The organism is Flavobacterium phragmitis, from assembly GCF_900112575.1.
Classification (GTDB): domain Bacteria; phylum Bacteroidota; class Bacteroidia; order Flavobacteriales; family Flavobacteriaceae; genus Flavobacterium; species Flavobacterium phragmitis.
Genome location: NZ_FOMH01000002.1, coordinates 196500 through 211263 on the forward strand (window position 1 = coordinate 196500; position 14764 = coordinate 211263).

Below are 14764 nucleotides of genomic sequence, written 5' to 3' on the forward strand. Positions count from 1 at the left end.
ACAGATAATGTTTGTAATCGTCCGATTTCGAAGAAGCAGATTGTTGAATTGCCAACAGCATGATTTACATTACGTTTTCCTTATCAGATAAAACAATATTTCTTCCTCAAGTTCCTTTTCTAAGTTTTTACTTTTAGTTTTTTTGTCAAAATTACTCGCCAATCTTTTTTCAAACTTAATTGTGTCAGTTTTAGCAGCACAGTAATCATCACAGATTTTTTTAAATTTATCATCCACAAGGTATAAAATCTGAATAGATTCGCTCCATTCTGCAAATTTTACATTGTATAATTCATTAGGAATAGCCATAATTGAAAAAATTACATCGTTATTTACTGCCGCTAAATTACAAATACAAAAAATGTTATGTTTAAAAAATAGGTTTCAAGTTATAAAATGAAACCACAAATATTTACAATTGCTTCCTTTTCCAATCATGAAGTCATCTGAAAATCTTTAGAGCCCTTTGACCATTATTAAGTGCTGAAACGGCATCATAAGCAGAAAATCGAGTGTAAATACTAAAGTCCTTCAGCATTATTGGCAAAATTAAATACGGCAGGCATTTTTTTCAAACCAAAAGGGGTATTTTCTATGCAAAGAAATAAAGTTCATCAAAATCATACGTAAATATTTATTGCAGCACGGCAGTTTAATTTGCCAGCCGGAGCACTATCATTAATACTATATGCCTTTTTCTGCCCTTGTAAGTTCCACGTCAAATACGGAAATGCAGTTATCCTCTATGGTTATTTTCTGGGTGCCTTTAATGACATTGTCTTTTAGATCATCTAAAAGAATATTGATTTTTAAGGTATTCTCAGAGAGGCTGTCCCTGCAGGATTCAAGCACTATTTGATCCCCATTGTAGACTGCCCTGAACACAGTCAGCAGTTTTTTGCCGTGCAGCGCATGGGCATATACCTTGGCGGAGTCCTCCATAAACTCCCAGATTTCATTTCGCCGGTCTCCGATTACATAAAGCCCGCAATCAGCTTTACTGCAGAGCATTTCACTGTTCCAAAACCCCAATATTGATGCATCCGGCTGCCTGAATGGTTGGAAATTGCCAGATATCGAATCTTTCAAGTGTCCAAATTCCTCAATATTTTGTCCTTCAGCCCCCTTTTTTCTTTGACACGAAATACATACACAGATAAGAAGCACCATTATTGGCATTTTTTTCATAGCTTTTTTTTTTTAAATCTGTAATTTACTCAAAATACTGCTTGATATTCAATAACAGACTCGATAAATCGAAGATTTCCAATAAAAAGTAGGAAAACATCTTAAAATAATGGCATAGAAAAAATAATAGTTTGATTTTAATTTAAGAAAAGTATATTTGACAAAACTTTAAATATTTCAAAATGAAAAACATCATGCTTTTTTTCTAATATTGTTAAGTACAGCTGCTTTTTGCCAAAAGGGCGCTAAAATTGAGTTTTCCTCCCCAGAGAACACTATCGATTACGGCCAGGTTTCAAAAGCAGAAATCACAGAAGGCGTATTTGAATTTAAAAATACAGGAGATGAACCCTTACTCATTACAGGGGCAGAATCCACGGCAAGCTATATTGTGGTCACTAAACCTTCCATGGCTATTATGCCGGGTAAAAAAGGAAAGATCAGCATTAAGTGCAGCAATATTCCCGCAGGCCCGGTCCGCAAGACCATTATAGTTGAAAGCAATGCCGTAAATCAGCCCGGCGGCAGGGTTGGCCTGAAAATCAAGGGAGAGGTTTTATAAAACCTCCTTATGGAGTTCTGCTATTAAAGGATTGCGTTTTTCTGCCTGATGAAAAGCTGGTCTTTACTGAATCAATAAAAAAAAACCGAAGCGAATGTCCGGGTTCTAATATTTTTTTGATATAATAATTTAACCTTTAAATGCTGCAGACCTTCTTTATTTTATCTTATAAAGCCTTGAAGCCGCAAGGGAGAAAATAAAGGCGGGTTGTTTCATTCTCTGCAAATATAAGACTTTAAATTAAAAACCCAGCAGTGAACTCAATGATGCGGTAAATTTTACCTCTTTGCCGCTTCTTCCTCTGCTAATTTCCTTTTTAAGAACTTCTCAAATGCCTTATCGGGATCTGAAGTTAATATTCATTTTCCGGTTCAGGGATAATGTGAATTTTTGAATTCTCCGCCGATATAATTGCCGAGCAGAAATATGCGCTAATTTTTCCATCGTTGCATTTAAAATCAGGTAAAGTCAATTTTACCCATCCATTGATTGACAGCGCACAATAATTGCCATGGCAGAATATCTTAAAATAAATCTCCTTAGTTTACACGATTTCAGCTGATTGCCCTGAATATTTTCAAAAATAAAATTCTTCCTGAAATCCTTTTCGCTAAATAATGCCCTGAACTGCAGATATTTTCAAATCGATTGAAATATAATAGGCCGCTCCCATCTGGTCACATTTGATTGCGAATCCAGCCTTCCCCATTGTTTTAATGGCCAGGAGCGCTTCCCATATAAAATCGCGGGATGGTCTTTCAAAATAAAAAACTTCATAACCGCTTGGGCATCAAAACTCCATTTGCTTTTACAATATGGTGTCCAGCTTTTTAAAGGAAGACCCTACTGATTTTCCTTTGCCCAATGATCAAAGGCTGCGAAACTGCCCTTCACTCTTTTTGGATAATTTCTTTATCACTGCGCTTTTGGCTGATATATAGTAGGTTTCATAGCTTTCCGTTACTCTGCTTTCACTCACATTCATCTTCTAGAGCATATTATCATTCCACTGTCCGGGATCCCTGCAGAGAAAGCGTCTTTAGCACTCTTCCATAAAAGGCCATCCCGTGAGACTTCGCGGACAATATAATTGTGATTGGAAATAATCAGGCGAAACTAATGAGAAGCCTGTTTTTTCAATAAAAAAGATTGGTATCACCAAATACCCAGCTTTTAAATCTGATCCTGAACCCATATTTACTTAATTATCTTATAATGTTTTAATCCTTCCAATATTCCGGAGGAAGCCGGACTTGTTGCGACAAAAATACTTTTGGTGGTCTTGTAATGCTCTAATTCAGTACTTCGGTTGCCTACAATAATACCCTTGATGGCTCCCCTGAACATATCAATGTCGTTGCCTGAATCGCCCGCTGCAATTACCTTGGATAAGGGGATTGCCCACTTACGGCATAAAAATTTAATGGCATTTCCTTTAGAGGCCCTCTTTGGAATAATATCCAGAAACTGTCCGTGGCTGGCAATAATATTGATTTTATACCATCCTTTTCCCAAAGCGGCAACAAGCTGGTCATAATTGTATTTGTCCTTATCATAGCAGTAAGAGATCTTAAAAGGATTTTGCGCTTCTTCTTCCTGGAGCTTTATCCACGAAATGGTTCTTAAGCGGTTTTCCACGTCTTCTCTTTTCCACCGGCCCGACAAAAAAGTGGACCATCCCTTGTCTAAGATATAATCCTTGCCATTGGTGTAATAGATTTCGGTTCCTACAGAACAAATTATAAAATCAGGTACAGGAAAACGCTCTTCTTCAATTACCTTTTTTATCAGCCTTAAGTTTCTTCCTGATGCCAGTGCAAATGCCATTTTTCCAGTACGATTTACCAAATGGGCTTTTAGCTCCTTTAATCCCGGATTGTTTAATTTAGGTTCTATAAGGGTCCCATCAATATCAGAAACCAATAAATTCTCCACTTTTCTTTTTAATCTCGAAATATTAATGTTGGGATAATGCTGTTTTTTAATGCCTGCGCCGGAAGAAAGTGATAAATTCTCATTTATTAGATCCACATAATGGTTGACATGGCTCAGCCAGCTGTAATGTTTCTGAATGTTGATGGCGCCGTTATTGGAAAAATATTTCCACTGGTTCTCATCGGTTAGTACAGTGCGTAAAGCCTTCTTTATCTGGGCCGCATCCAAGGGATCCACCAATATTCCGTTCTGGCAGGTTGGGATAATCTCCGATGGCCCTCCATTTTTGGTTACCACAACAGGCAGACCCGAACTTGCTGATTCAATGACGGTGAGCCCGAAATTCTCATGCAGGGTCAAATTCACAAAAACACCTCTCTTTTCAGCTGCATAACGATAAATAATGGAAACTTCATTCTCCACATCGTGCTTTTTGGGAATTGCCATTTTTCCATACAAATCATACTTATCCATTGATAAAAGAAGATCGGTCAATACATCTTTTTCAGATTCCGGCATTCTTGAAATATCTTTACGGATTCCCGCAAAAATAACCAAATTGGCCATAGCCTGAAGTTCCTTGTCTTTTCCATAGACTTCTATTAAAGTATGCAGGTTTTTATGGCGGTCGGGTCTTGAAAGTGCTAGGATCAAAGGCTTATGGGGATTGATCAAAAATTTAGAAATCGTTTCGGCCACCCAATATTTCCGCTGCTCTTCCTGCATCTGCTTCTCTGAATCCTGTTCCTGATGGTAATAGGCGGCAAATTTACGTGTATCGATGCCTGGGGAAATGGCATGATATCTGGCCATTGCGAAATTTTTATAAGGCTTATAGGTTTCAATTTCCTGCTCTGTGGAGGTAATGATAAATTCTGACAATTCCAGTGTCTTTTCCTCAGCTGCAATCCTGGCTTCAAACTTAAATTTCTTCTCCATCTCTTGCTGCGAGATACCGTTTTCTGCCAGTTTTTTTCTTTTATAAAAACCCAGGGAATGTCCGGTGTGGGCAAAGGGAATATTCAAAATCACCGATAATTCTGCCGCGGCATATCCAGCATCCCCGTAATGCGAGTGGATCCAATGGGGGAATATATCATGGAATTTAATGTGCTGCACCATACCGGTTACAAATGTGTCCAGGCCTTCCCATAGCTGTTCTTTCGGCCTGTATCTTTTTCCTAAAAATGGAATTCTGCGTATATCCAGTTTTTCATTTACAGCTTCGACCTCTTGGGCATATTCAGGTGAAAGGCTGGGATCATCTATCATTCTGGTAAATAAATCAACATGTTCTACGCTGGGGTGCTGTGATAAAAATTCAGCAAGCTCATATACATATTTTGTCTGTCCTCCATTATCGGCATCTCTACCAATCTCCAAGCCTGAACCTTTTAATAGTCCATGAATGTTGATTATTGAAATTCGTAATTTTGTCATCATCTTATTTATTGATTAGATTTTTAATATACAAAAAAATAAGCCAGATCGGTAAAAAGATGAAAAAAATGTAAAAACAGGCATTGAAATACCGTCAATTGGAAGCCGTCAGGAGTTTATTATTGTCAAAAAAGGATGAATTGATCAGGAAATCGTAAAACTCTATTGAAACTATCCGCCAGTATAAAAATAAATTTTATCTTTAGTAAAAAAGACTCCTGCAATACTTTGATAATGCTAATTGGAAAAAACATGAAAAAAATTACAGATATTCTAAATCTTAAGGAAGGGGAAGACGATAGGGAAAAGACCCTGGAGACCGTTAAGAAAAACATTTCTTTTAAAGGAGCGAATCTTTGGATTTTAGCTTGCGCCATTATTGTGGCCTCGGTTGGGCTTAATGTAAACTCCACTGCGGTCATTATCGGCGCAATGCTCATATCCCCCCTTATGGGACCGATAGTAGGGGCTGGTTTTGCTCTTGGGATTTATGATTTTTCACTGCTTAAAAAATCGCTTCGAAACCTTCTGAATGCCACTGCGGTAAGCCTTGTGGTGTCGACCTTATATTTTTACCTGAGCCCTTTCAAGGAGGTGCAGTCTGAACTGCTGGCCAGGACGGCGCCCAATATCTATGATATCCTTATTGCTTTTTTCGGGGGTGTTGTAGGGGTTATTGCCGTTACCAGATCAGAAAAAGGCAACCCCGTTCCGGGTGTGGCTATCGCTACGGCATTAATGCCTCCATTGTGCACGGCGGGGTATGGAATTGCCACCGCGCAATGGTCCTTTTTTTTAGGAGCATTCTACCTGTACTGCATCAATTGCGTCTTTATCGGAATTGCTACTTTTCTAATCATCAAATACCTTAACTATCCTGCAGTCAAACAAATTGACGAGAAGCACCAAAAACGGGTAAAATACACTATTGCTTTTCTAATTACCGCAATGCTGGCGCCCAGCAGCTATCTGGCCTATTCCCTATACCGCGAACAGCAGTTCAAAAAGAACGTGAATCTTTTTATTGACGATGAATTCGGCAGTAAGGGATATACTGTTGTGTATAAAAAAACCGATTTTAACTCTCCGAATAAAAAACTCGAACTCGCCTTTTTGTCCAAACGGTTCTCACCTGAAGAAATAAAAGACCTTAAAAACAGGCTGAACCGCAATAAATACCTGATGGGCACCAAGCTTCAGATCAGGCAGGACAGCACGGATCGCTTCAACGACATAAAAGGCGATATTTTAAGCCAGATCAAGAGCAGCGAGAATGAAATGAATGTGAAAGACGTAAAAATCGTGCAGCTGGAAAAAGAGCTGAAAAAAAACAAATTTGACAGCAGACAGATTTTAAGCGAAATACGAACTTTATTTCCCAATGTCAATTCGCTTTCTATTGCAAAAAGCTCGCTGATAAATTACAAGGACAGCACCGCAACGATCACCGCTGTCATTTATGACGGATCAAAGAGCCTTACCCCGCAGGAAAATGAAAAACTCCGAAAATGGCTCAATACACGCCTATCGGTAAAAGATGCGGCAATTTTCAAAAGGCAGTAAACTGTAAGATCAATTCTTCTGCTGTTTTTTATTATAGAGGCTCAAAAGCAGAAAGCCCGATACACCGGCAAGTATAGAAGCAATCAGGATTGCAAATTTAGCCTCATTCTGAAATGCCTGCTGGGAAAAGGACAGTAAGGCAATAAATATCGACATGGTAAACCCGATTCCTCCCAAAAGCCCCAGCCCAAGGACATGAAGCCATGTTGTTTCAGCGGGCAGGTCTGCAGCCCTTATCTTTACCGAGAACCACGACATTAAAAAAATACCAACTGGTTTTCCAAGAAAAAGCCCCAGGATTATGCCCAGACCAAGATTTCCGGTAAGCCCCTTGAGCATTTCCGGTTCAAAAGCAATATTGGTGTTGGCCAGAGCAAAAATTGGCATAATGATAAAATTTACCGGTCTTGTCAAGGCATGCTCGAGTTTTTCCAGGGGCGAATCAGTATCCTCTTCATTTGTCGGCAGGGTCAGTGCCACAAGCACTCCTGCTATAGTGGCATGAATTCCAGAATGATGGATAAAATACCACATTACAGCGCCAGGAAGCAGATAAAACAGTAAATTCCTGACCCCTATTCGGTTAAAAACCATAAGCAGAATAAATATAGCTCCCGCATAGCCCAGATACAGAAAATGAAGCTCCGAAGAATAAAAAATAGCGATAACCAGTATGGCAATCAGATCATCCACAATTGCCAGAGCGGCAAGAAATATTTTAAGTCCAGATGGCACTTTATCGCCTAACAGCGAGAGTATGCCAAGGGCGAAGGCAATATCGGTAGCCATTGGTATTCCCCAGCCTTTAGCAGTCTGAGGATTTTGACCATTAAAAAGAAAGTAAATTGCCGCCGGAACAGCAACTCCTCCAAGTGCTGCCAATACAGGCAGGGCTGCCTGACGCAGCGAGGAAAGCTCGCCTTCTATGACTTCCCTTTTTATTTCCAAGCCGACCAGCAGAAAAAAAACAGCCATCAGTCCGTCATTGATCCACAACAGAATGGGATACTGCAGATGCACTTCCCCAGTTTCATATCCCAGCGGGTAGGCAAGCAAATCATTAAAATATGTTCCCAATCCTGTATTTGCTATCAAAAGCGATACAAAAACACATACCAGAAGCAGTATGCCTCCCGATGAGGATGATTGAAAAAAATGTGCGAAAATTTTAAGGTTAATCAGTTTTGCCATTTCACAAAAATAGGCATTACAGTGTGAAAAGCCAAGAACATCCATGTAAATTACCCGTTGCTACCGCAGAATGCTCCCTCTTAAGTGCAGGCAATCAAATTTTAAAAGAATCATAAAATTGGTAACCAGCCGAGACTTTTTATTCGTTGGACCTGCAATCGGGTGATTAAAAAAATGGCTTAAATGCCCAGCATGATGGTACTCCCAAGACTTTTATCTGCTTATCAAAGTTACATACCCCCTGGAAACAGCTTTTAAAAAAAAATGGATGACGCTGCAGCCGAAAAATAATAAATATTCAGTTACAGGTCCCCTTTTCTATTTCTAAAAAGAGCTTGTCTGGCGAACACCGCTAAAATAGCGCCATATTTAAATATTTTGAGCTGGGGTTGAATTGCAAAAGTCAAAAATTTATCACCCGCCATTTGAAATAATGAAGGGCCTTCTTTCAGACGGTCTGATGCATTAAACGATATTCTGAAATCTAAATGCTGTTTTTTGCCATATTAGAAGTATATTTGGCCTCTATTAGAAATAAACTTAATAAATTCAGATTCCAGACCCACTGATGAGTCTTTTAAAAAAAATACTGATTTTTTTCCTGTTCTCGCTTCGCGTGCTGCACGGAAGTGAAGCTGATAAGATTTATTCAATAGTTTTCACGGGATCAGCACTGGAAATCTTAGCAACTCTAAATTCAGAAACAACATCCGTTACTGCGACGCACAGCAAAAAAAAAGTACGCATAAGCTCTTCCCTCCAAGAGAGGAAAAATAAATTTAAGGCAACTGCCTTTGTACCGACAAATGAAAATTGCCGCTTTGGCGCAGTTACAGAAAGCCAGAGAAGGAAGACCTCATATTTTAGGAAAAAGAACTTTTTTTCATTGGGCTGCTGCAGTCTTTTATATCGTTTTCATCTTTTCTGAACTTGGAAATTATTCCTGCTTCATTTTTTGACAAGGAGACTGCAAGACGTTTACGATCTTCTTATATGCAGCAGGAAGCATTTTAAGGCCGGGGTTTTTCATACTCTTATCCTTATAGTATTAGCTGCCCACTTTTCTGCGTCTTATTTCATAATCATTTAACATAAAAAACAGCTTTAAATTCTAATGCATTTCGATGCGGGCAATATGCCGTGGCTGCAATTATTGGTTCTATTCTGCCGGCTTTAAAGGCATTCATTTATCAGCTTTATTTCATTATAGTAAAACAGCAAGTATATAACGGGGAAACATAATTTCAAGCATCTCTTTTTTTTTCCAGTTTATCAGCATCCAAACAACATAGTTCATGAAACATTTACTCTTCTATTTATTATCCTTTTTTATATGCCAGACAGCAGAATCTCAAAAAAAAACATTAAAAATGATTTTAGAACAAAAACAGTCAGCAATAACAGATACCATATTCCGTCTGACCGCTGCCGATAGTTCCCTCGCTTATATTCCTGCTACATTAATAAGCGGCAGACACAAAGGCCCGACTTTTACCATTTCGGCGGGGATTTACGGCATGGGGTATTCGGCAATCGCATCTTTGCTGCAGCTCCGCAGGGAAATAGATCCCGAAAAGCTAAGCGGCAGCCTGATCATAATTCCCATTATGAATCTGGAGTCTTTTTACAATCGGACACCGTTTGTAAGTCCTGGTGACCAATTAAATCTAAATCTGGCTTTTCCTGGAAGCCCGGCTGGCACCATTACTGAAGTTACTGCCGATTTTATCACAACAGGAATTTTCGACGCAACCGATATATTTCTGGAAATGCATGGCGGGGGCGTCAACGAGAACCTTATAGCACATGCCTGCTATTATGATAATAAAGAGTTTCAGAACCAGACGCTTCTTGCAGCACGTCTGAGCGAAATCAGCGGTCTGAGCACGGTGGTCAGCCAGCCTTATACCCAGGCTTCAGGCCAACCTGCACGTCAGGCTTTTAAGCAGGCTGTAAGGCTGGGAATACCAGCTTTGAGCATAGCCATAGGAAAACTGGGCAGCAATGAAAAAACAGATATTCTGTCTGCCAAAAATGCTGTTTACCGTATGATGCATGAATTGAAAATGTATGAAAATAAAAAGGTTGCGGCAGCTTCCCCAGTTAAGCACAGATATACGAAACAGGTTTCTGTCTCCAGTACAGGCAGAGGATTATTTCACAGCAGCTTTAAGGCTGGAGGAATTGTCACAAAAGATGAGGAAATAGGCTATATAACTGATGTTTTCGGCAGGAACGTAAGAATAATAACTGCTCCCCTAAGCGGCACAATACTGAAAAAAAATATGGGACTTGCAGTTGATGACGGCGAAATACTATTTTACATAGGCCGCAGAGAAAAATAAAGAAGCATTTGCAGTTACGATCTGCTTAATTCTATTTCTCGATCCCGAAAAATAGGTAGGTTCTAAATCTGATAAAGATGAAATTGATTTTCAAATCCAACGATTTAATTCAGACCATGCTTAGATCCGCTGTTAAAACCGGCATATAAATAATTGATGACCTAATCTGACAGCTGAAAGAAATATTTGACTCAAATTGCGGAAGAATATACGGAAGATCATATCTTTTCTTAACGGCTTTCGCACCTAGAGAGGCGGCATAAAGAGATATTCGGAAGCCGTTAAAAAGTCGTATAAGGCTTCATTTTGGTTTGCTGTCTTTTTCCCAAACAGGCAGAGCGGTTAACAGCAAATAGTAAAGATCTGAAGATTTCATCATTCGTCTTGGGCGGATAACAGCTGTTTTTTTTAATCCTTAACCGCAGTTTATTTTTATAGCGCTAAACCAATCTATTTTCCTAATCCAAATACTTGTATATATGAAACTAAAAACGGACATTACAAAATTTTGTCACAGTCCGATTCTTATATCAGACAGCCTCGGCAGCAATATCATAAAATCCTTACTTATTAAATGTAGAGACTGCTCCAACCAATGAGTGAGGATAAAGCGCCTGGATCTTTAAAAACCGTTTCCGATTCTGTACTGCACATCAGAAGAAAGAAAGAAAGAAAGAAAGAAAGAAAGAAAGAAAGAAAGAAAGAACTCAAGAGATTATAAATAAACCGCCATGATGCTGAACCGATGGGGAATGACTTAACTTATCTCCTGACCCATTATACTTTCCGCCATATTTTTGAAACTAAACTTAAGCTTTACAGTTTAATGCTTTTCTGGGCATTTCTGCTTTTTTTGTTTCATTTTTTTACTGGAAAAAGTACTAATTTATCGCGCCGTGAATGTTCAAATTCCTTTTTTATTTAAGACAACAATCTAACTATTAATCAATTAAAAATATTAAAAGACAAATTTTCTTACATAATTTTCATATATTTATGCGGTGTAACTTTAAACTCATTTATTATGAAAAATCTATTTACCATTATTGCGGCATTTTTTTCTATTCTGGCAGTTTACGGACAGCAGCAGGAGATTGACGATGAAATGGACTCTGCTAAAGGAATCACCTTTAAAAGCGGTGACATGTTTATAGAAGGCTCCATAAAGATCAGTACTGGGGGCGACCAGGATTTTTACGCGTTTAGCCCTAAGTTTGGCTACCTGCTGGGAGATAAATTTGCCATTGGTGCAAAACTGGACTACTCCAGCAACAAAATAGAATCTACAGGCACTAAAACCAATGTTTTCGGCATCGGAGGCTTTGCGCGTTATTATTTCCTTGAACTGGACAAAAAACGTTTCAAATCCTATGCGGAAGCAGGCCTGGGATACGGAAGAAACAAGGTGGAGACCCCAGTGCTGGGCAGCAACACCGACAACAGCATTACTGCTGACATCAATATCGGATTGAACTATTTTGTGACCCGAAATATTGCAGTCACCTTTATTCTGGCCAATGTATTGTCCTTTAACAGCGTGTCTCCTGAAAACGGCCCCTCATCGGACACTTTCCAGCTCAACATAAACCTCTTTGAAAATATCTTCGACCAGCCTCAATTCGGACTCCTGTACCGCTTTTAGGTAACGTGAGAAATAACAGGCGAGCAGAAAACAAACAGCCAGTCCCTGCAGCAAAACAGGAACTGGCTTTCTTTTAAATATTTTATTATTTCAAACAAATACTAGACTGCAGATAAAATTAAAATTAGCCACTATCCAGACGCAACCATTAAAACACATAAATCTCTTTAAGTCAGCCATCAGCGAGACAATTATTCTTCAAATAAAATACACAGATGGAGACAGCTGCCGCAATACATGTTAAATTTTGCGGAAAAAACAATATGACGGCGTATCTTTGAAAAAACTCAAAACAAGAGAAAGATTCTTTTCCCGTAAAAAGGAGAATAAAAAAATCTTCAAAAAAAAAAATTTACCAAAGTCTAGCTCTTTATAATTTACGTTGCCCCTATGTTTAGAAAAAAAATTTTACAGATTGAAGCCCTGCTTGTCCTGGGAAGAAAAAAACTCCCTCCAAAACAGTTTATCTTTCTCTCCAGTGTTCTTGTAGGCATCATGGCGGCATTTGCCGTTATCGTTTTAAAGTACTTTGCACACTGGGTGTATTATTCCGCATCATACATCAACAGCGTTTTAAAGCTCAGCTTCATAAACTCAATCCTTCCGGTAATAGGCATACTGCTGACTGTTCTGGTAGTGCAGAAAATTCTGGGAGGCTCTATTGAAAAAGGCACCTCGCAGATCCTCTATGCGGTTGCCCGAAAATCCAGCATGGTACCTAAAAAACAAATGTATGCCCAGATCCTGACCAGTTCACTAACAGTCGGTCTGGGAGGTTCGGCAGGTCTTGAGAGCCCAATTGTGGTAACCGGCGCGGCTTTCGGATCTAATTTCGCCCAGCAGTTCCGCCTTAGCTATAAGGACCGGACGCTGCTTCTGGGCTGTGGGGTAGCGGCAGGCATCTCCGCTGCCTTTAATGCTCCAATTGCTGGGGTGCTGTTCGCAGTTGAAGTGCTGCTTGTAGATGTAACTATCTCTGCCTTCACACCCATCATGATTGCCGCTGCAACGGGCTCCTTGGTATCCACCGTGCTTCTTAATGAAGAAATCCTGCTTTCCTTTCGTGGAAAACAGACTTTTGATTACCATAACATTCCTTTTTAAATTGTATTGGGACTTTTCACCGGAATGATCTCCGTATATTATTCCCGTAATTTTCTGAGAACCGAACATTACTTTTCCCGTCTTAATTTCCCTCCTTACCAGAAAGCTTTTATAGGCGCATCGCTGTTGGGAATGCTGATTTTTATATTCCCCACGCTTTTCGGGGAGGGATATGAGAGCATTAAAGTACTGGCAGATAGAAATCCCGGCGAGCTTCTGGAAAATACACTCTTTAAAGATTTCAGCAGCAGCCAATGGGTGCTGCTTGCCTTTGTGGGATGCTCCATGATGCTCAAAGCTTTTGCATCGGGCATAACCCTTGGAAGCGGCGGCAACGGAGGAAATTTCGCTCCATCGCTTTTCCTGGGATCCTATGCGGGTTATTTCTTTTCAAAACTTATAAGCCTCTCCGGACTAAGCCAGCTGCCGGTAAGCAACTTTGCAATAGTGGGCATGGCAGGCATATTAAGCGGCCTATTTCATGCACCCCTTACGGCTATCTTCCTTATTGCTGAGATAACAGGAGGCTATGACCTGATCCTTCCCCTAATGATCGTGGCCTCTGTAAGCTTTGCCATTTCAAAAAGATTTGAAAAGCATTCCCTTGACGTAAAGGGTCTGGTAAAAAAAGGAAATGTATTTACCTCCAACAAGGATACAAATATACTCTGGACACTTAAAATGGACTCCATACTGAATCCAGATCCCAAAACGCTTTCCCCAGAAACTGATCTGGAAGAGCTGCGCAGCGTAATAAAGAGTTCCGACCAGGGTATGTTTGCCGTCACGGAACAAGAAAAACTGCTGGGGGTGATTTATTTCAGTGACATCAAAGAGATCATTTTCAGCGACAGCCGCATAGCCGCCCGGGACTTAATGACACCTCCAAAAGATATTATCTTCTACGATGAAAGCATGGAAACCGTCATGCAGAAGCTGGAAAACAGCAGCAGGGCTTATCTGCCTGTTGTAAAAGGCAGCGTCTATATCGGCTACATAGAGAAAGGAGCAGCCCTTGAAGCTTATCGAAACCAGCTTAAAGCGATGATTTTTGAATAGCAGAATAAGCCCCATGACCTGAAAGCAAAACGGCATCACCGCACTCAGATGCCTCAACGAAGTCTCAGTATCCAATACCATTTATATTCTTCTGTCTTTAAGGATAAATTTGCCTGGAAGAAGGCATCTAGTAATAATGAATTGCCTCTTTTTACCATCGTAAAAAACAGGATTCTAAAATATGGCAGGGCAAAACTAATAAAACAGGATTATTATTAATTTATAAATCCGTACCATTGTTTTTATGGGATCATTTAATTAAATTTGTGGCTCTTATGAAAAACTGGTGCACCAAACTTTTACTTTCAATTGTCATTCTTTTAAGCGGATATGGCAGCGGTTACGCACATACTTCTATCATTACGTACAAGAAGCTCTCTTTCTGCGCCACCTTTCATGGAATTGAACATCAGCAAATACTCGGAACAGGCCGCTCATTTGAAACTTTTAAAAGAAAAATGTGCCTGTTTGATAACGAAGAAAATGAAGAACACTTTTCGACAGTCCAAAAACAGATCGCTAAGAACAACTACTTTTTAACTTTCCACCGCAATAGTCCTTTTGCCGTTTCCGCAACTGCTTTTACCCAAAAAGTAAATGACTGCAAAATTTTCAGTTTACTGGATAACAAAGTCTATCTGCTATTTCAGGTATTTAGAATTTGATTTTTAACGCTATTGCTTACCAATAGCCAATCACTTCATAGTTTTATCCTCTGTTATTCTTTAGTTAGAA

General features: G+C 39.5%; 10 protein-coding genes and 1 pseudogene. 7 read left to right on the forward strand and 4 right to left on the reverse strand.

Translation table 11 applies throughout. The annotated features are described in order from the left end of the window. Window positions 1-69: 69 nt before the first annotated feature. Both BM289_RS03710 and BM289_RS03715 read right to left on the reverse strand, forming a co-directional pair. Window positions 70-309, reverse strand: a complete 240-nt coding sequence (locus tag BM289_RS03710; RefSeq protein ID WP_244165318.1) for a hypothetical protein — start codon at window positions 307-309, stop codon at window positions 70-72. 375 nt (window positions 310-684) lie between these two features. Next, window positions 685-1188, reverse strand: a complete 504-nt coding sequence (locus tag BM289_RS03715) for a hypothetical protein (RefSeq protein WP_091490962.1) — start codon at window positions 1186-1188, stop codon at window positions 685-687. A gap of 211 nt (window positions 1189-1399) precedes the next feature. On the opposite strand from BM289_RS03715, the gene BM289_RS03720 reads away from it, so the two are divergent. Further along, on the forward strand, window positions 1400-1750 hold the full coding sequence (locus tag BM289_RS03720; RefSeq protein WP_244165319.1) for a DUF1573 domain-containing protein: 351 nt from the start codon (window positions 1400-1402) through the stop codon (window positions 1748-1750). 1197 nt (window positions 1751-2947) lie between these two features. Here the strand turns inward: BM289_RS03720 and BM289_RS03725 are convergent. Beyond that, the gene (locus BM289_RS03725) at window positions 2948-5128 is read right to left on the reverse strand and encodes an HAD-IIB family hydrolase (RefSeq protein ID WP_091490966.1); all 2181 of its coding nucleotides are present in this window, start codon (window positions 5126-5128) and stop codon (window positions 2948-2950) included. Between the two features lie 249 nt (window positions 5129-5377). On the opposite strand from BM289_RS03725, the gene BM289_RS03730 reads away from it, so the two are divergent. Further along, window positions 5378-6688, forward strand: a complete 1311-nt coding sequence (locus BM289_RS03730; RefSeq protein ID WP_091491538.1) for a DUF389 domain-containing protein — start codon at window positions 5378-5380, stop codon at window positions 6686-6688. A gap of 9 nt (window positions 6689-6697) precedes the next feature. On the opposite strand, the gene nhaA is transcribed toward BM289_RS03730, so the two are convergent. Then, on the reverse strand, window positions 6698-7924 hold the full coding sequence (gene nhaA / locus BM289_RS03735) for a Na+/H+ antiporter NhaA (RefSeq protein ID WP_091490968.1): 1227 nt from the start codon (window positions 7922-7924) through the stop codon (window positions 6698-6700). Between the two features lie 1250 nt (window positions 7925-9174). On the opposite strand from nhaA, the gene BM289_RS03740 reads away from it, so the two are divergent. From BM289_RS03740 to BM289_RS03755, 5 genes and pseudogenes are all read left to right on the forward strand, one after another. Beyond that, entirely contained in the window at window positions 9175-10224 is a 1050-nt protein-coding gene (locus BM289_RS03740) for a M14 family metallopeptidase (protein ID WP_091490969.1), read from the forward strand. 595 nt (window positions 10225-10819) lie between these two features. Further along, entirely contained in the window at window positions 10820-10945 is a 126-nt protein-coding gene (locus BM289_RS25735; protein WP_262489164.1) for a hypothetical protein, read from the forward strand. A gap of 303 nt (window positions 10946-11248) precedes the next feature. Continuing rightward, entirely contained in the window at window positions 11249-11866 is a 618-nt protein-coding gene (locus tag BM289_RS03745) for an outer membrane beta-barrel protein (protein WP_091490971.1), read from the forward strand. Between the two features lie 390 nt (window positions 11867-12256). Further along, window positions 12257-14029, forward strand: a pseudogene (locus tag BM289_RS03750) (chloride channel protein). Window positions 14030-14304: 275 nt separating this feature from the next. Beyond that, the gene (locus tag BM289_RS03755; RefSeq protein WP_091490972.1) at window positions 14305-14694 is read left to right on the forward strand and encodes a hypothetical protein; all 390 of its coding nucleotides are present in this window, start codon (window positions 14305-14307) and stop codon (window positions 14692-14694) included. Window positions 14695-14764: the final 70 nt, after the last annotated feature.